Below are 17,549 nucleotides of genomic sequence, written 5' to 3'. Positions count from 1 at the left end.
TCTCGCGCTTGCAATTGAAACAAGAAAAAAGGCCAACCGGTGACGGTTGGCCTTTTCAGGTTTGGTGGTGTATGGTTCACCACTCATGAACATTCTATTCGCACTCAAACGTGAAAGCGAGTGCTAGAGCGTGAATGCGAGGAAGAGATTTTGATCGGACCACGGATCGGATCGGATCAAAGCTCGGCAGTGATAACCCTGAAGGCGCTGTCACCTCTTTTGAACCCAGGGCGTGGGCTATCGAAAGACCGTGGCAACTCAGACAAGCCGAGAATTTCATCGACGTGGAACATTTTCCACCCAATGTACTCCCCGGATTCACTTCCACCACCAACTTGGAATGCTCGCAGTGCTTTGTGTCCCTTGGAATCAATTCCGCAGGTGTGCGGCTCAACCGTGCGAGAAAAACCATCGTAGGTAAACGCCAACAGATGGCGATTTTGAATTGCTCTTTCAAGAATCATTTTGAAATCCTCAAAATAAAATTCATAGTTCTGCGAAATGCACATCAAAAAGTGATGGGCTGTCTCAACTTTGATCCAACGGAACACCAGACCGCCACAGCGCGGTGTGCAAGACATGCAGCATGCGGTTCGTGCCAGGCTTGATGAGTCGCTGGGAGTTACGCTTACTCAACTGATTGATGCCCGACTGGAACAAAGCGATGCATGTGTGATGCGGGTGCTGGGCTGAAGCGTAGACTATCCCATTCAAATTCATGGCTCTGCAGTCGGTAGCCAGTTCCTGAGTTTGTGCCACGCGAAGCGACTGCAGCACAGGGTATGGCTCAGCCAAACCACGCAAATCGGCAAGACGTAAGGGACCAGTAGTCACAAATTCGACCAGACATCTTCGACGCAATTCCGACAAGCTTCTGCTTACCGTATCTCGCCTAAGCAGTGTCTCGTACAGCGCCGTCTCCGGGCTGTCGGCCAAATAAGCAACGGGCTCATCCGGTAAGCAATAGCGGCCATACATCAAGCCGACTGGCGGCATGGCCACTCCATTCATTTGCACGCTCGTGGTTCGTGACCGAATCAGTTGAATACGGTGAAAAATGTAGGGGGCAGCAAGTTCAATAATAGTTGGGTTGAGGTCTTTGAATTTCATGGGCAGTCAAGCTCAATGCCCTTCTGCTGTTGCCAGGTCAACAATGCATTGGCCAGACACGCCCTGCTCCAGGGCAATGCGTGGCGCCAGTCCGTCAAGTGCTTCGTGCGGTGTTTCCAAAAACGACAGCATTTGCCACCCATCGGTGGTGCCCAACGCTTCGGACAGTGACTGAATCACTGGGAAAACATAGGGCTCAAACTGCCATTTCGGCATCTTGAAACCACGACGCAAATGCGCAACACCAATGCTACGGCCACTCTTGATCCAAGAGTTGATCGTGACACGAGTCGTCCCGCTTAGTTCAGCGGCTTCATCGGTAGTAATCATGTCCGAAGCATTGATTCGTTGACGTCTGTAATCCGCACCACGGCTCAGCAACGCAGCAGTCTGCGCCTCAGTGGCATACGGGTCTGCTGTGCTGGTGCGACGTGTGCTGAAGGAGTCAAAGGCAACAGAAAAAGGGGAAGTTAATGTGTTCATGGCGATTGAGTCTTAGACACCCACTTAAGGTGCGTTGCGCATATCGGGTTTGCTGCTACCGAAAAAACCTTGCAGCCTCGATTGGCCTTGCAGTGGGACCAAGTGAATTGGGCGATCAAGGCATGCTGCACGATCGCCGGACCGGGCACCGAGCTTGGATGGCTTGAGTGCGCGCCAAAAGCCGTGAAGCCATCCACTGCAAATGCTTCGAGCAAATGCATAGACACCATGGACCGCCATGAACGCCCTCATCATGGCGTGGGCAATTTTGTTGGGCTCAAACGGCACCACTGCGGCGTTGCGGCGAATGATTTGGTAATGGGCCAGTGCTTGGATCTCTCCTGCAGGCTCCGAAAAGGATGTTTCTTTCCAAGTCAACATGTGTGCTTCTCCAGCTCACGAGGTGCTCTATTGCAACTCACAGGGAATATTTTGGATCATTACGATTGATTTGTCAAGTTCGTAAAGTTGGAAAACTCCATCTTTTTTGCAGTGCATCAGATTCGGCACTCAGAGGTAAGTCTATGCAAGCCCAATGGTGTCTGCTTTGCACACATTTACATCGGCACACTTCACCGACTCAAGTTCAAATCCGACCTGGGGAATTGAACTCTCATCCACACAAGGGCTGCCTCAGATCGAACATCGGCACCCTTAGTTGATAGTCATCTTGGCAGCGGTTGCCGCCAGTGGTATCCCCTCCACTAATGCACGGTCTGGACTGCGCAGCTGTCTTCCGTGCCCCGTTGACACGCAAACCCCAAAGGTCGACTTCAAAGAACGGCAGTCTCTGGTGCCTTGACTGCCGGTTTTCCTACGACTCCGAAAGGACGCTGGAAAGCCGCCCAGGTCGACCTAGATTGCCTCCGCGACGACCCGAAACCTGGCATTCACCGCGCGAGCGTTGGACTCCACGCTGAATAGCAGGGTCCGCAATTGCTTGGCGCCGACGGTGACGCTCTGCGGGAGTTCCTGCGGCCATGCCGGAAGAAAGTCGCTGCGCCGCACGTGCGGCTGAACAATGATGACCTCGCAGTCGTAGTCCGTGCCGAGCTGTTCGAGCGCGGCCTTGAAGGCGGCAGCGTCTGGCATCGGCTGAAGCCCGATCGCCCAAGGCTGATCCCAGATCCGCTCAGTGCCGTTATCCGCCAGCCGCTTCTCAATCCGGACCAATAGTTGCTTGGCGTCGAACGCGCGCAGGTTCTTAACCGCCTGCGAAGCGACCAGTTCGTAAGGCCCAGGCACCGACCGGCGGGTCAGCTCCGCACTGCCTGCGCCCTTGGCATGGAACAGGGTCAGCCGCTTTGGTGTGGAGCCGATGTCTAGATGCACAAAATCCGCAACCTCGCTGGAGCCGTCGTCGCAGTAAAGCCAGCATTGGCCCTGTGAGGGCTGCGCGAGATTCAAGAGGCCAAGCCCTTCCTTGAAGATCCACTTGAACAGGCTCACATCCTCTTGGCTCGTCATGTCCTGGATGGGTGCCGGAATGCCCTTGCCGAGCATCGGCTTCTCCTGAGTTACGAGGTAGTTGGTGAAATCGAGGAATACGAAATTGCCAAACGGAGCATCCTGAATCCGCACCTGCGATACGGATCCACTAGCGATTGTGTGCCCGCTGTTGTAGTAGGCCCGCAGGAGGGACGGCGATTCCATGACGGCGGTGGCCCAATCGTCGAAAGGCGCTGGCGGCAGGGGATCAATCACGTACACCACGCGGTTACTGTCGCTGGCTAGATCTGGCACGACGTCGATCGTCGCGCTGGTCGCCGAGGCGGCGTCAGTGACCCTGGCTGTGAACGACCAGCTGGCCTTGCCTACGGCCGCCCCTGGCTGATCCAACTGAACGTCGAAGGCATTCACCAGCTCTTGCGCCTTACGCCTGCCACTTGCACCATCCAGCGTATCCGGATCTACATGCGCGATGAAATAGCAGTCAGCGGTGTCGTCCATCGAAGTGATCCAACGCGCAAGACTGCTATGTACGGGAAGGTCGTCGGGCGGCGAGGCCGCGATCGCGGCGCGAACCGCATCCAGCAACTTAATCGAGCGAGCTTCGAAGGACCGCATGGTGTCATTCGGCCCCGTCCAGACGGAGGAGTTGCGCAGGCTTACGCCCCCTTCGCTCGATCGCACCGCCCCGGCGAGGAAGCTCGAATCGTTCAACGGGTCAATCGCCTCGGCCAGGCTTGAACCGGACAAGATCTTGGAGCTGGGCTTGATCGCCGTATCGCGGTGGATGCCGGCGAGCCACAGGGTCCTCATGGCAAATCTCTCAACCATCGCCTTCACCAGCACTGCTTGCGACACCGCTTCCCATCCATCGAAGAAGTCATGCTGCAGATGGAGAAGCAGCGCGGCACGATGCTCCGCGTCCGTCGACGTTAGCAACATCAGTCCGTCCGCGGTGATAGTCACTACGAGGAGATGGTTGAGCTTGTCCATGGCTTGGCCCGACAGCCAGGTCACGGGGCGTTCCTCGACATAGTGACAGGCCGCGTTGTCCAACCCGGGTTGGCTTTGCCAGGAAGGTAACAACTCGTAGTCGACGATACGGCCGTCCACCTTGACTTTGCCAGTGACCGCGCGAGGCTGCGCCGCGATGCCGCCGATGACGGTCAGCGCCTTCATCAACACGCCATCGATCTCGGCTTCCCGCAGTCTGTGATTCGGTATCGGCGTCAGCCGCCGGGCAATGATGTGGCTACTGTACGGCGACAGGTCGTGCGGAGTCAGTTGCGGAGATTGGGTTGGCACGTGAGCTCCCTAATTTGCGATTTCTTCTGCGGCACACATGTCGCGCCGCCACAATTTGGAGTCGCGGCTTGAAATTTTTGCACCTTTATTCCAAACAGCTTCGACAGTAGTGTTGGCGAACTGCATGCCTGCGATATCAGCATTACGATTTCTTGCCATTTTTCGCCTTCAAGGATTGGGTTGGTTCAATTTCCGTTTCTGGTACCTGTCAAACTTTTCGTTAAGCACAAAAACATATTCACAGATCGCTAGCGCGAAATCCAAGAGGTCATGCGCATCCTCCCGGATTACCTTTTCGGTAGTAGCATGGGCACCTAAATTTCGGCTTAGGCGCAGTGCTTCGCCCCAGTTGTAAATTCGTTCATCAATAACGCCATCGTTCTTGAGCTTTTGAAGACCGGTTTGAAGATTTCGAATTTTTGGATCATGGTGTTGGCACACGCCTTCAATCGCTCGACCACACATAACGGCACAGGCGCTATAAGCCTTTGCTTTGAAGCAAACCTTGGCTTCGATCAGTGAATTACGAGCAATTTCAGGAATGCCCCAATCAAGATTGGTTTCTGGCTCAGGCCAGAGCCTACCTGGGGTGTCCCACTCGTATTCGTTTTCGCCTACCTGCAGTGATTCCGTTATGCCGAGTAAAGGGTTATGGCAGACCTTACACTCCAATAGAACCACCTTAGTAGGAGGCCCGCCAAATTCGACATCTTCCTGAATTTCGCCGCGCACAAGGCATTCAACACGGGAGTCACAGTGAGGGCATTCGATGATCATTAAGCCATTACATCACTTGAAAAATTTTCATACAACTACTTAAATTGATAGGTTTTGACGCCGACCGGTGGTCAATATTGAATCGGCGCCAACATCCCGATCAACTGGAGCGTCAATTTCAGCAGGGTGAGCCAGACCAAGCATGGGTCACAGATATTACCTACATCCGCATGCACGAGGGCTGGTTGTATTTGGATGCTGTGCTGGACTTACATTCGCGTGCAGTTGCTGGATGGAGCATGGGCGCTCACATGCAGACGAGCTTGGTACTGTGCGCATGACGATGGCGGTTTGGCGCAGGAAGCCAAAGGATTCGGTAATCATCCATTCAGATCAAGGCAGTCAATTTGGCAGTGACGAATTCAATCGCTGGTGCAAAGACAACCGGTTGAGCTCGAGTATGAGCCGCTGGGGTAACTTTTGGGATAACGCGGTGGCTTAATCGCCCCTCAGTAGTCACCCCTGCAAAATTCATTTCAAGCCATCGCCCAGCGCTGATCTGAGTTTTGCAGTCGGTTGAGGCCGAAGATTTTTGCCAATTTCTCAAACAAGCCCGTCAGACCGCTCACCTGCAGCAGGCACAACAAAAGGCCCAGGCCTTTTTTGACGATCATCCGCAGCAACCAGCGGATGTTGTAGCCCGCCGCGCACAGCACCGCGTGCAGTGCATCGCCCTCTGATCCTTTGAGGTGACAGCGGTCCATACGGTGATCAGCTTTGAGGTGCCCGATGATCGGCTCGATCGCTTGGCGTCGTTTGAGCAGCCTGCGCTCTTCATCGGTGAGCCGCTTGTCCTTGCCACGGTGTTTGATCTCGATGTCCGGGTTGTCCTTGTCCACACCCCGGTAACCCAGGTCGGCATACACCACCTCGGGCTTGACGCCCAAGCATTGCATCAGGATGGCGCTTTGCTCAATTTGCTCATCCATCGTGTGCCCGTCATACGGGTTACCGGGAAAGCTCCTGGCTCCCACGATCAGATTGCCCTTGAGCGTCTTGGCCAGGCCCACCTTCACACCGAACTCGTACGGATTGCGGCTCTTGCCTTTTGAGATGCACTCCACCTCGGGCGCATGCCAGCTGTAGAGCTTGGCGCGGTTGTCCACCGCTTTGCGGCTGCCGGTCTGCGTGACCAGACGCTTGGCCTTGCCTAAGGTCTGGCCCAATGTTTCCTGCACGGCTTGGCTGAGCGTGGTCATCTTGCGACCCACCTCGCGCTGCAGCCTGCCAACGATGGTGCGTTGGCGTTTGATGACTTTGCGCATGCGCTTGAACTGCCGGGCATGGGCGTAGCGCCCAGCCTTGTAGCCCAGCAGTTGGCCTTCTTTGGCGTAGGTTTGCTTGAGCTCGATGCCATTGGCTTTGGCCGCCTCCACTACCTTGGACCTGGCCGTCTCCAGCAGCTTGCTGTCGGTGGGGTGCGCCACCGCCTTCTCTTGCACCGTGGAATCCACGATCACACGAGTCAATTCTTTCTTGGCGATCAGCTTGAGCGTGACGGCCACCTCCATGGTGCGGGCCAGCAGCTCTTCCACGCCTTCTTCGCCCAAAGCTTTACGGAATCGCCCCAGTTGTGTCGGGTCACACGGCCACTGGTGCTCAAAATACTCGTTGCCAGAAAAGTACTGCCAAGTGGGGGTCTCGCCCCAGCGTTGAATTACGTCTTCGTCGCTCTCATTGAACGCATGCTTGAGGTACAGCAGGGCCACCATCAGACGGGTGGGCAAACGAGGACGCCCGGCATTGGAGAGGCCGCCACCGGCAACAGCCGCGACCGGGCCAAATAGGTCAAAGTCTTCGATCTTCTTGCCAGACTTGACCTGACGTGCCCAGCGCTGCGCAAGGGAAGCTTCGATTTCTTGCCAAGGCATACGGTTGGCCAGCACCGCCAGCGGGTGGCGCAAATCGATCATCTGATCCAGGCGGTTGCGAAAAAAGTCATCGGTCATGGCGCTGCTTTCAAAAACTCCCAGAAAACAGGTTCCATTGAATATCTATTTGAGAGTTCTGACCATCCGGATTCACCCCACATCACAAGCATTCATGCGGGTTGGAGGGGTTTTGCAGGGGGGACTCAGTAGTTTAAAGATCCAACAGATCAAAAAGCGGAATTACCAAACAAGGGCTGAAGCCAAGTCAGAAATCTTTGATTACATCGAGGGTTCTACAATCGAGTAGGACGCCACAAGCATCTCGATCAACTCAGCCCCAATGAGTTCGCGTCAGCGACAAACTTCGCTATGGAAAGTGTCTACAGGCTTGGCGGAATGCCACCATCCATGATTTGACTAGTGTTGACTCGAAGTACTCCGGCACTGGGCTGTATGTAATATTGACCGATTACCAGATGGCCGAAAACAGCTACTCGCTCGTCGTCGGGCTGAGGGCCGTCTAGACAAGACCGGCCAGCAATAGAGACGCAACCACCGGCAACGGACGGGACCGGGACAAATAAATCCAAGTCTTCGATCATCTTGCTAGCCTTGACCCGAAGTACCCAGCACTACGCAAGGGAAACTTCGATTATAGAAAGTCATTCAATTACCCAGCACTGCCAGCGAGTGGCGCAAATCGATCATTGGATCAAGCATTTGCGCAAAAAGTTAACGGTAATGACGCTGCTTTCATAACTCCCAGAAAACAAGATCCCTTGGTATCTATTTTAGAGTTTTGACCATCTGGATTACAAACAGAACACCAATGCTAATGCGCGATACGGTTTTTTAAAGGTATGAGCATTATGTGCATCAAATAACAATAGAATAAGTTAATAATCAAATAATGTTTAAATTAATTTTCCATTAATTCTTTAATCAATCTAAGAGAAATATCCATATTGACGCAAAAGTGAACGTCGCAGATTTAAATTTCGTTCAAACGGAGCCCTGCCATGAACCCAAAATGAATTATTTAAAATCAACATCGAACCAACAGGAAGTGGCTCAGAGATAATTGCTTCACAACTCTCAAGTGCCATTTGAACATTATTAATAAATTTTGCCTCATTAATTGATTCAGTTAATATGAATTGATCCACAAATTTTATTTGCCTACGATCCTCAGTTTTTTTCAAAATATTTGAATATGCTTTTTCCATATTACTAACTTTACTAAAGATATCATATCTTCTGTCTTTAGCATCAAGACCAAATGAAAATTTAATTGCATTCCCCTTAAGGTTATATATATGCTCAAAAGAATCAAAGTCTGCCATATGAAGTAGACGAGACTCTCCTCCAATAGCATTTTCCTCCTCGATTTTCATCATCATAATCCAATCTACTGGATTATCAGAGAAAATTCCATCTGTATGTAAACTAAAAAAATTATAAGGATCAAGTATCTTGAAAGCAGGTTCATTGTTATGAACCACCGTAGTAATACCATAATAATTACCAGATGGCTCGGGAATAGGCTTGCTAAGTAAATGACTTACAGCAGTTGCTATTTTTATATTAGTACTTAGATCGCCAAAATCACCAAAGTGAATCACTGCGCACCCCGTATTGTAATCGTTCACTATAGAAACAAGACGATCACCGAAATCATCACCAAAAAAAGATAACATTTCATGCGCACAAATAAATCGTTTATAAGGAATTAGCTTAAGATCATCGATGGTAATTTTTTCAATACTTCGTAAAAATTTTTGAATAACACTATTGATAGGTCTAATATGAACCATGCGGCTTAATTTTTTTTCGAATAAAATCGAATCAGATGTATCAGATGGAAATGAAAGTGACATGGCAAAGCTCCTTTAAGAAAAATATTCAATTGGCTTAAAATTTATCAACTTAGCAAAGACTTCATCAACATAATTTTTACCACCACTACAAAGAACCGTAGTGGTGAAATCCAAATTGGATCGACAACCGTTGTGAATGTCATATTTTTTAGCATGAAAAATAATATCAATATTATCAGTCAGGCCGATTGGTAGCGGATTCAATTTTTTCACAAGACCGTGACCGCGTGGATAAACAAGATAAAAAGCATCTTGAATTAGTGATGGATAAGGTGTATTGGATGTCATTGAAAGAGCCAGCCTAGCGTCACCCAAGTTGACAGCAAGCGTGAGGGTCAAAATATTAAGCCCAAAGGCGCGTTCGTACATCTGGACTACCAACATCCCGGGAGGTCTAGCTCCGCTTTCAATGAATGTTATTATGCCATTAGGACTAACCATTAATTCAGTGTGCTGAACGATACTAGTCAATCCTAATGCTTTAACGGCTTTTATTGAAAAATTAACTAGTTTTTGTGTAAGATTCAACTTAGGATTTAAAACTCTTCCACCTAAAGGAAAACCATTTTGCAGCTCGACAGTATGTGCCACGTATTCGGTACAAGCGGCAAAAATTAGTTTATCATCCAACCAGATTGTGTCGCAGTGATATAGTTTTCCATCGATATAAGATTCAACCTCAAATTTTAAATTAATATTTCTAATTTGATCTGAAGCTTCACCTAGATCTTTGCTATTATTTATAATAAAAACTGAATTTGATCCGGCTGAATCTATTGGCTTTATCACCATGCGTGAACCATAGCGCTGCTCCAAAACTGCATAGGGTGGCCATTCAGCAACAGTTGGTAATAGATCGGCAGTAGGAGTTTTTAGGCCCGCGTTGGAAATACAACTTTTCATAATTAATTTGTCCCGATAAAATTTTATTTCTTCAGCACTAGCACCTGGAATACGTAGTTCATCGCGTAATTGCGAAGCTAGAAAAGTCGAGCCTTCATCAAAAGTTATAATTGCACCAGGTATACGAGGAAGATTATTGATAATATCTAATATGAATTCTTTTTTATATTTCCAAAGTACACCATCGTGAGAAATTATTGGCACACACTCTATTTTAGTTAACCAGTCCCTAGTAGATGAAGCTAATGTTTCATGCTCAGCACTTGAAATAAAAGCAATAAATTCAACAGCTTGAAGAATCTGCTGAGGAATTTTCAAATAGCCAAGTTGGCGAGAAGATAAAATTATTACTGTAATCATGATTTAATATATACAAATTTAAATAATTACACATTAAGACGTAAATTTCGGAATAATATTTCTCAGATTTTGCGCACTTCGCACTGACGAATACAAAAAATTTGGCGTATAAATCGCCCCCTGCACAACGGGGCCAAGAGCATATATTGGTAAGTTTGAGCTTGCCTTACAAGTAACTGGATTGATATTTATGCCACCATCAATATTTATACTAACCAAATTTTTACTGGCCAGGTTTGCAACAAAGGGATCATCAACAGGACGACCCATACCAGTTGCATTGATGATTAAATCAAAATGCTTTGGTGAAGTTCGACAAAATCCATGAACAAAAAACGGAATCCCAGCATGGTCGAGTCCACCTGAAGACAGTGTTAACTGGCCACTATCTAACATTTTCGCCAAAATCTGAGCGTTGCGTAAAGGCATAGAAGAAATGTAACGCCCAAGTTGAATGCCTATTTCCTTTTGAAAATTTTCTCGATCATCAGCACTAGTCAATGGCCATTCTTCATTTAAAGTATCAATAGTGGACATCATTAGACACTCCCAAGGAGTCGGCCCTAGTTCGCTTTCCTGCCAAGCTACGTTAAATTCTTCCGCCCCATTCCGAAAACCAGTAGATCTATGTTTAAGTGCACGTCCAATTGATTCACCACCTTTTTGAACTAAAACTGAACCTAAACATTGCAAGCGATTTAAACCTTGCTGAGCAGCAAGACTTTTAAAATAGCACATAGCCTCATTACCAGCGTCACTGTGCAATAAGGATCTGCGAACCGCTGGCAGTCTGCCAGATCGACTCAATATAGTAATGGGGCCCTGATGCCGCTTCAATGATAGCCATACACAAACATCAATTGCACTGAGGTGAGAGCCAATAATCAGAATTGATTTATTATTCTCTACATCAACTAATTGGCGAACTGGATATGGACTGATGCACGGTATGGAAGAAGTTGATTCAAGATTTTTAAAAGGTGTTCCCATAGCAAGTACTACGGCATCAAATATATACCGACTTCCTTCAGTTCGAACTCCAACATTTAATTCTGATAATTTATCAATACCCTGTACCTCTGATAAAACTACTCGAATCTTTGAAAAGCGATTATCAAGACTACTCATTGTTTGCCGAATGTACGCTACAGCTTCGGTTCGAGAGGCAAAGTCAGCTTTATCTACTGGACGTCGCAATGCAAGAAAAGATACAAAGTCGTCTTCGTTATCTCCACGAATAGAAGAGACACCTGCGCTTGTGTTGAGCAGCAATAAAGGGTCACCAGTATTTAATGCTCGTCCTTTATAAATATATTGCTTTTCAAATACCGTCAATTCAATAGGACTATGAACACTTTCAGCTGCCGCACATAAGGCAACTGCAGCAGCACAGCCAGATGGACCACCACCAATTATGGCGACACGAAAAGTCATGATTAGTCTCCGCTGTAATCATTTAGTCGATGGACAACAATAAGAACAACCAAAGTCGCTGCGACAATGATAATTAGATCAATTAAACGCGGAGGATTTGGTGAAACAATGAAAGTGAGTAAAATGCAAAGAAGTGGAATCAAAGGCATCATCCTTGCAGTACGAACTGGCCCTATATATTCATTAGATTTTTGAAGTAAGAAAAGAGGTATTATGCTACCTATTAAAGCTATAAATCCATATACCAGGAAATAATCAATCGATAATACGGGCATATTAGGTGTATTTGCAACCAGTACTCCTGATATAAGTATCGTTCCTATAAAGCGTAGCGCCAAAACATCTGAAGTTTTGATATTATTTTTAATTTGAAATTTTTTCGATACATCAAGATAAGCAGCTCCAGCCATAGCCGAAACTACACTAAGTCCTATGCCAGTCAGCGACGCCAAGGATTCACTTTGAGAAGAAACATAGGCAGCAAAAATAATAAATGCCATCAAAATTAAATAAGGTAAAATATTTACTTTAGTTTTATGTAAAATAACCAACAACATCGCTGAACACGCAGGCAATACTCCAAAAAACACAATAACATAAGTGAAGGCCGATACACTCAAAAGGATTAAATAAACCAGAAAAGTATTTGCTATTGTTAGAGTGTTTATCAGCAGAAGATTAAACACATCCTTTTTTGCGCATTTAATCCAAATTAATGCACGATGAAAACCTATGAATATAAAAAAAATGCTAGTAATTCCATATGTCAAAAAAGTAGCCAAAGCAGGACCGTCATTGCGCACAATTCCTGACATAGCGATAAATGCTGCCGCTGAGCTTATACAAAAGCCTATACCAGGCAAGTAGCCTCCACAATTGAGTAAGGCACTCAAATCTTCAAAACGTAATCTCTGGTTAATCCTATTTGACATTTCGACATATTCCTGTGGTGTTTAAGACCTCTTTACCACATGTTACGCATCTGAGTTAGATATGTCAGCTACTAAATATAATAGGTTGTTTAAATATGAAAAATTACATGTTTGAAATTTTTGATTTCTTTTGTTGAAGGGCTAAGCATTGCAACAATAATCTACAATGAACATATTAGTACACAAGCATTAGAAGAATGTATTTGGAGGATCTCCAGAGACTCAGCCTTGTTGATGATGTGTTTGTTATCACATACCTTCAATGCTTAGTTTTTCACTGCATTCTCAGCTTCTTTTGTGATGCATTCAGTACTCAAAAGCATTTTTAGATTTAAATATAACTCTGTATTCGACTCGGCTTACTTTATGAAGACCAAGCAAGTAGACATTACGCAAACCCAGTATCTTGCAAATAAGCGGCAATCTCAGCCGCACGCTTAGCAAAATCATCAATGAGTTCATTGCGAAATTCCTCTTGCATGTTCGGGTGTAGCTCAGCAGAGAGTTGATCCATGGCTTCCATGAAATCTTCAAGTGCGATCTGTGTTCCCAGTTCAAAAAAGGCATTTTTAAGTGCTTGATGAAACCGTCTTTCGTCAAGCGGATGTGGTGTATGCCAAGTGCTCACAACAAGCCACGGACGCAGCAACTCTTTTAATCGTTCGATGTTCATTGGTTTGCTCTTTTCTCTTCACTGGTCAATTTAATGTTCATGCCCGCTTACTTAAAGTTTTCAAAATCCAATCTCTCGCCGAATCACCGACAGCGCTGTTCGCCAGTACTGCCCCAACCATGATTGGCCTTCACCAGAGATCACAACCTTGCCCCTGAGCACGGGTGTGGCAGATTTGGCCAACTCGGCCAGAACTGCAGCCTCTTGAACAGGCACCTGCAACGTGACCCTGTAAATTGCCTGCTCCGGCACCAGCCGACCTGCCTTTTCTCGCACAAGAATTTCACCGCCGTAGACCGAAGCCAAAATTCCGTCCTGCAAGACATGCGACGCATCTTGATCAACACGGCTAACCACCAACGGCACCGCACCCCATTGCCCTGATTCGGCAATGAACCTGGCCGAATCGCCCACTTGCACCCGCTTGACTTCTTTTTCCGACAAGTAGGCATACCCCTGCCAGGCACGCACATCGGCCACCTCAACGATCGGGGCGTTTGCACGAACCCAAGCACCAGGCGCCCAATCAGGATCCATCCAATAGACAACGCCATCTATCGGCGACTGCATTGCATACCGATTCTTCTCGCGGCTCAGGCCCGCTACCTCAGCCTCGGCTTTACCCAACGATGCTTGAAGCAACTTCTGATTCTCGTGAAGCTTAGGTTCAAGCCCAGCGTTTTCCACCCTCCACTGCAGGCCTGACGCTCGAGCACTGGCCACCTGCTGCTGATAGTCCAGATCCGGCAGGCGTAGTCGTACTAAAAGGTCCCCAGCTTTCACTGTTTGACCGTGCTTGACCGTGATCGTTTCCAAGAATGCAGCGCCTGGCGCTACCAAAGGTTGACTGACTTCTGGTCTGAGCAGGCCCGATCCGGTCACACGGGTGTCCCAAGGAAGCAATACCACCAAACCCAATCCACCCAAAATCAACAATGTGGTCTTTATGCGATGACGGGAAGCTTTGACAGGACAATTTTTAATCCAAAACTTTATCTCGTTCCAAATGGGCAATCCCAAAAACCAGACAAGCTCCACCAGACCCAGCACCGCACCCAAAGGCTGCGGAATAGTCGAATACACCAACCACGCAATTCCTAAAAAAACCACCAGACGGTAAAGCCATGTCACATAGGCAAACGCCAACACAAACAGGTAACGCCCCCTAGGCAGCTCCTCAGGCTTGCGTTCGCCCAGTCCAAACAGCCACTCACGCAACCGCCAACGCGCCATCGCAAATGCCCGCTGATGAAGGTTGGGCATATCCAACGCATCCATCAACAGGAAATACCCATCGAAACGCATGAACGGAGAAGCATTGATGACCACTGTTGAAACCCAAGTCGTCGTGGCCAGCAAGAACGCACCATGCCGCAATGCACCATCAGGCAACAATGCCCAAGCAAGCGTGCTCCAAACCGCCACCACCAGCTCTGTGACGATGCCAGCTGCATCAATAGCCATTCTGCGTTTGGCGTTGTCCAGCTTCCAAGCATCGTTTACATCCGTGTACGCGACCGGAAACATCACCAAAAATGCCACCCCCATCACAGGCACCTTGCAGCCATAGTGCTTGGCCGTGAAGCCATGACCCAGCTCATGCAGAAACTTGACGAACGTCAGCGTGACTGCATAGGCAATGAGGCCCTGCCATGAAAAAAAATCGACCAGCGTCGACGCAAACCGCTCCCACTGTTGCCCTACCAAATACAGGCCAACGGCCAAGGCAAGTCCAGTCATCCAGACAAAGCTTTTGTTGAATACCCACTGAACATGTGGCAACACACGCTCCAGCCAAGCATCTGGACGCCACAATGGCACGCGGAAAAACAGATAGTGATGCAACAACCAAGTCATCCAGCCAGCTTGCCGGCGGCGATACTCAGTCCCCATCGCGGTGATGGATCCAGGCGACAATCGTTTAGCTAACTCCCCTTGAACCAGAAACTCGGCCACCTGCAAAACCGACTCTTCCTTGACTCGTAACGTCGTCTCTTGCTGCAAAGCCTGCACGATCGCCTGAGGGTTGCCCAGGTGCCAGCGCGCCAGCACTTCAAAAGTGGCCCAGTCAAGACGGTAAAACAGATTGCGCACAGGATCATGTAAAGACCAGGCCGGTGCACCATCTGCCGAGTTCGGTGCTTTGAAGATGGCCAACTCATCGCGTAATTGCGGCCACACCAGTTGTGTCATTGTGGCCATTACCAACCCACCCAAGCGCGGAAGCTGGCCCAAGGGCGACGAACCAACCTGTACACCAACGGCACCGACTCACCATGCAGCTTGACGGTACCCTTCATCCCCACACGGGGCAGATCATTTAAGGCCTCTTCTGTTAATGAGCCCCTGACCTTATAGGCAAACTGACCCTCTGGGCGGAACTGCGCCACATGTGACACATAGTCCAAATTTGCTTGCACCGGTCTCAACGGATCTGACGCCAGATACAAGGTCATGTCTGATCCAACTTGCAAACTCACTGCATCTGCAGGTGCCAGCCATGCCTCCATCGCCACCTTGGTCTCGTCAGCTACCACCATAATGCGCTCGCCCGTCACCACCGGACGCCCCACCCATTGGTTCGGGTCGTCAAACAGCACCAACCCGTCGCGCGGTGCCGTCACCACGCCACGCTCGTTGAGGGACTTCAGGTACGCAGCTTCGGCCGCCTTTTCTTGCAACTGCGAACGCACCACTGCCAATAATGACTTGCTCTCAGGATCAAAAACGGCCCGTTGCGAACGCTGCCGGTAATCAGCCTCTACCGTTGCCAGTGCCTGTTGCGCCACCTGCAATTTACTTTGCAAACTGATGCGGTCAAATTCCAACAAAGGCTGCCCTGCCTTGACTCGCTCATTGGGCAGCACCAATACTTTTTGCACCACCCCATCCAACGGAGAGGCAATGATGGCCGGTTGCAACGGCACCAATTCCCCCTGAGCTAGAACCGTCAAGTCAACCGGGAAAAGCGCCACAAACGCCAAACCCGCTGCCAATGCGGCGCGGGATTTGAGTGGGGCTTGTTTTAAGCGGGTCTTCAGATGCACCCAAGACCGCATCTGCTTGCGTGGCAAGCGCATCCGATAGTGGCACGACCAAGTCTCACCCCACTCTTGCAGCAACTGTAAGTGGGCTTGTGTGCAGGGTTCCTCCATCGCCAACAACAACATGCCGATGTTGTCGTCAGCTTCCTTATCAGGGTGTCGCAAAGGCACAGCCAACAGCCACGGAGGCAACCAGTCTGACCAGTCTTTCCAAATATCTTCCTGCGCTGCATCGCGCAAATCCCACATCACTGGCTCTGATGAAACGGGATGAGCTTCACACCAACGCTCCAGCCACTGCGCGTAAGGTGCGGTTTTCTGCAGTGTCACAACCCCTGACAATGCAGATACCCCGCCAGCCTGTAGCCAGAGGACCGCTTGTCTATAAGGCACCAGATGAAAAGTCTCATTTGCCAAAATGAAACCTAAATCCGCTGTCGTCTGTGCCTGGCGCGCACGCTTGCCCAAATGCAGCAAAGTACCCAGCGCCACCTCGGCTGACTGGGACTGCGACTTTCCGATCATCATGTGGCTGCAGCCGTCCGGTTCACCTTGCTGGCTTCCCGTGCGTGACGAATCCACGCATCACGCTCAGCCTTCCAGGCAAATGAACTCTGACTCATCATCTCTGCTTGCAACCGTGGCTTACCTGCATCAGAGGTTTTGTCCGACTTTCCTGTCAAATCAACCCTGAACCGAGTCACCGCTTTTGAGCCATTATTGTCTGTGGCCACCACAGTGATTTCAAGCGAACTCTCGTAATTTTCAGGTGCAATGCCACGGAACTCACCAGTGATCGGATTGAACTTCAGCCAGCCCGGCAAGGGCCTGCCATCTGCCAAGGCAGCGCTCAGCGTCACTGATGCTGAAGGATCCGTGTGAGCAAACGTAGTGGCTGGTACATCAAAATTCACAATCAACTGATTGCCCATCCGTGTCGCAGACTGATTCGCCATATCACGGAGCACCAATACCTCGGGCAATGCAGTAGACCCCCTGTTAACCACCGGTACCGAGAAGCCCTGCAATGTACGGGCATCCGCGGTAACGTCAGACCGCACATCACGCTCAAATGTCAAAAACACGGGTGCTGCAACAGGCACGCTCACCAAATTTACAGGAATAACTGACATCACGGCTAACGGTTCTACAGCTGGTAACACATTGCTAACAACCGTTGGCACAAACACTTCAGAACTAATGACCACCGTCACTTCGTTCACGTTAGTCACATTGACCGTCACCGCCTTGGTGTCCGTCAGGGTGCCCGTGCCGTTGTCGGTGGCCACCACGTTGAAGCTGTAGCTGGCCTTTGACTCGTAGTTGGCCGA

At 49.2% G+C, this 17,549-nt stretch carries 15 protein-coding genes and 2 pseudogenes; 2 read left to right on the top strand and 15 right to left on the bottom strand.

The window, feature by feature from the left end:
- Window positions 1–176 precede the first annotated feature (176 nt).
- The 6 genes from SWE17_RS14620 to SWE17_RS14595 form a co-directional block, all read right to left on the bottom strand.
- Window positions 177–551: a hypothetical protein gene (locus tag SWE17_RS14620; RefSeq protein WP_322993806.1), complete on the bottom strand. Its 375-nt coding sequence runs from the start codon at window positions 549–551 to the stop codon at window positions 177–179.
- A complete protein-coding gene (locus tag SWE17_RS14615; protein WP_322993805.1) occupies window positions 529–1,110 on the bottom strand; it encodes an RES family NAD+ phosphorylase in 582 nt (193 codons plus the stop codon). Before SWE17_RS14615 ends, SWE17_RS14620 begins: the two co-directional genes overlap by 23 nt.
- Before the next feature lie 12 nt (window positions 1,111–1,122).
- Window positions 1,123–1,593, bottom strand: coding sequence for a hypothetical protein (locus tag SWE17_RS14610; RefSeq protein WP_322993804.1), 471 nt, complete (start codon window positions 1,591–1,593; stop codon window positions 1,123–1,125).
- A 24-nt stretch (window positions 1,594–1,617) separates the two neighbouring features.
- Window positions 1,618–1,974, bottom strand: a complete 357-nt coding sequence (locus SWE17_RS14605; RefSeq protein WP_322993824.1) for a hypothetical protein — start codon at window positions 1,972–1,974, stop codon at window positions 1,618–1,620.
- Between the two features lie 474 nt (window positions 1,975–2,448).
- Window positions 2,449–4,347 (bottom strand): hypothetical protein, encoded by a 1,899-nt coding sequence (locus tag SWE17_RS14600; protein WP_322993803.1) that lies wholly within the window; start codon window positions 4,345–4,347, stop codon window positions 2,449–2,451.
- A gap of 168 nt (window positions 4,348–4,515) precedes the next feature.
- Window positions 4,516–5,124, bottom strand: coding sequence for a DUF4145 domain-containing protein (locus tag SWE17_RS14595; protein ID WP_322993802.1), 609 nt, complete (start codon window positions 5,122–5,124; stop codon window positions 4,516–4,518).
- 95 nt (window positions 5,125–5,219) lie between these two features.
- On the opposite strand from SWE17_RS14595, the pseudogene SWE17_RS14590 reads away from it, so the two are divergent.
- Window positions 5,220–5,563: pseudogene (locus SWE17_RS14590) on the top strand (DDE-type integrase/transposase/recombinase); the annotation flags it as partial.
- A 37-nt stretch (window positions 5,564–5,600) separates the two neighbouring features.
- On the opposite strand, the gene SWE17_RS14585 reads toward SWE17_RS14590, so the two are convergent.
- Window positions 5,601–7,073: an IS5 family transposase gene (locus tag SWE17_RS14585; protein WP_322993801.1), complete on the bottom strand. Its 1,473-nt coding sequence runs from the start codon at window positions 7,071–7,073 to the stop codon at window positions 5,601–5,603.
- Window positions 7,074–7,200: 127 nt separating this feature from the next.
- Between SWE17_RS14585 and SWE17_RS14580 the strand changes: the two are divergent.
- Window positions 7,201–7,412, top strand: a pseudogene (locus SWE17_RS14580) (IS3 family transposase); the annotation flags it as partial.
- 530 nt (window positions 7,413–7,942) lie between these two features.
- Here SWE17_RS14580 and SWE17_RS14575 read toward each other — a convergent pair.
- The 8 genes from SWE17_RS14575 to SWE17_RS14540 all read right to left on the bottom strand — a co-directional run.
- On the bottom strand, window positions 7,943–8,872 hold the full coding sequence (locus tag SWE17_RS14575; RefSeq protein ID WP_322993800.1) for a carbon starvation induced protein CsiD: 930 nt from the start codon (window positions 8,870–8,872) through the stop codon (window positions 7,943–7,945).
- A 12-nt stretch (window positions 8,873–8,884) separates the two neighbouring features.
- A complete protein-coding gene (locus SWE17_RS14570; RefSeq protein ID WP_322993799.1) occupies window positions 8,885–10,135 on the bottom strand; it encodes an ATP-grasp domain-containing protein in 1,251 nt (416 codons plus the stop codon).
- A 33-nt stretch (window positions 10,136–10,168) separates the two neighbouring features.
- A complete protein-coding gene (locus SWE17_RS14565) occupies window positions 10,169–11,569 on the bottom strand; it encodes an FAD/NAD(P)-binding protein (RefSeq protein WP_322993798.1) in 1,401 nt (466 codons plus the stop codon).
- 2 nt (window positions 11,570–11,571) lie between these two features.
- Window positions 11,572–12,501 carry a hypothetical protein gene (locus SWE17_RS14560; protein ID WP_322993797.1) on the bottom strand — a complete coding sequence of 310 codons (930 nt, stop codon included), beginning with the start codon at window positions 12,499–12,501 and terminating at the stop codon, window positions 11,572–11,574.
- Window positions 12,502–12,889: 388 nt separating this feature from the next.
- Window positions 12,890–13,174, bottom strand: coding sequence for a hypothetical protein (locus SWE17_RS14555; protein WP_322993796.1), 285 nt, complete (start codon window positions 13,172–13,174; stop codon window positions 12,890–12,892).
- Window positions 13,175–13,234: 60 nt separating this feature from the next.
- Window positions 13,235–15,367: an HlyD family efflux transporter periplasmic adaptor subunit gene (locus SWE17_RS14550; protein ID WP_322993795.1), complete on the bottom strand. Its 2,133-nt coding sequence runs from the start codon at window positions 15,365–15,367 to the stop codon at window positions 13,235–13,237.
- Window positions 15,368–15,375: 8 nt separating this feature from the next.
- On the bottom strand, window positions 15,376–16,746 hold the full coding sequence (locus SWE17_RS14545; protein ID WP_322993794.1) for an efflux RND transporter periplasmic adaptor subunit: 1,371 nt from the start codon (window positions 16,744–16,746) through the stop codon (window positions 15,376–15,378).
- Window positions 16,743–17,549: putative Ig domain-containing protein (locus SWE17_RS14540; RefSeq protein WP_322993793.1), on the bottom strand; the 807-nt coding region annotated here is incomplete at its 5' end. The genes SWE17_RS14545 and SWE17_RS14540, both read right to left, overlap by 4 nt.

The sequence above is a fragment of the Limnohabitans sp. genome (assembly GCF_034680285.1).
Lineage (GTDB): Bacteria > Pseudomonadota > Gammaproteobacteria > Burkholderiales > Burkholderiaceae_C > Limnohabitans_A.
This window is presented reverse-complemented; position numbering and strand designations above follow the sequence as displayed.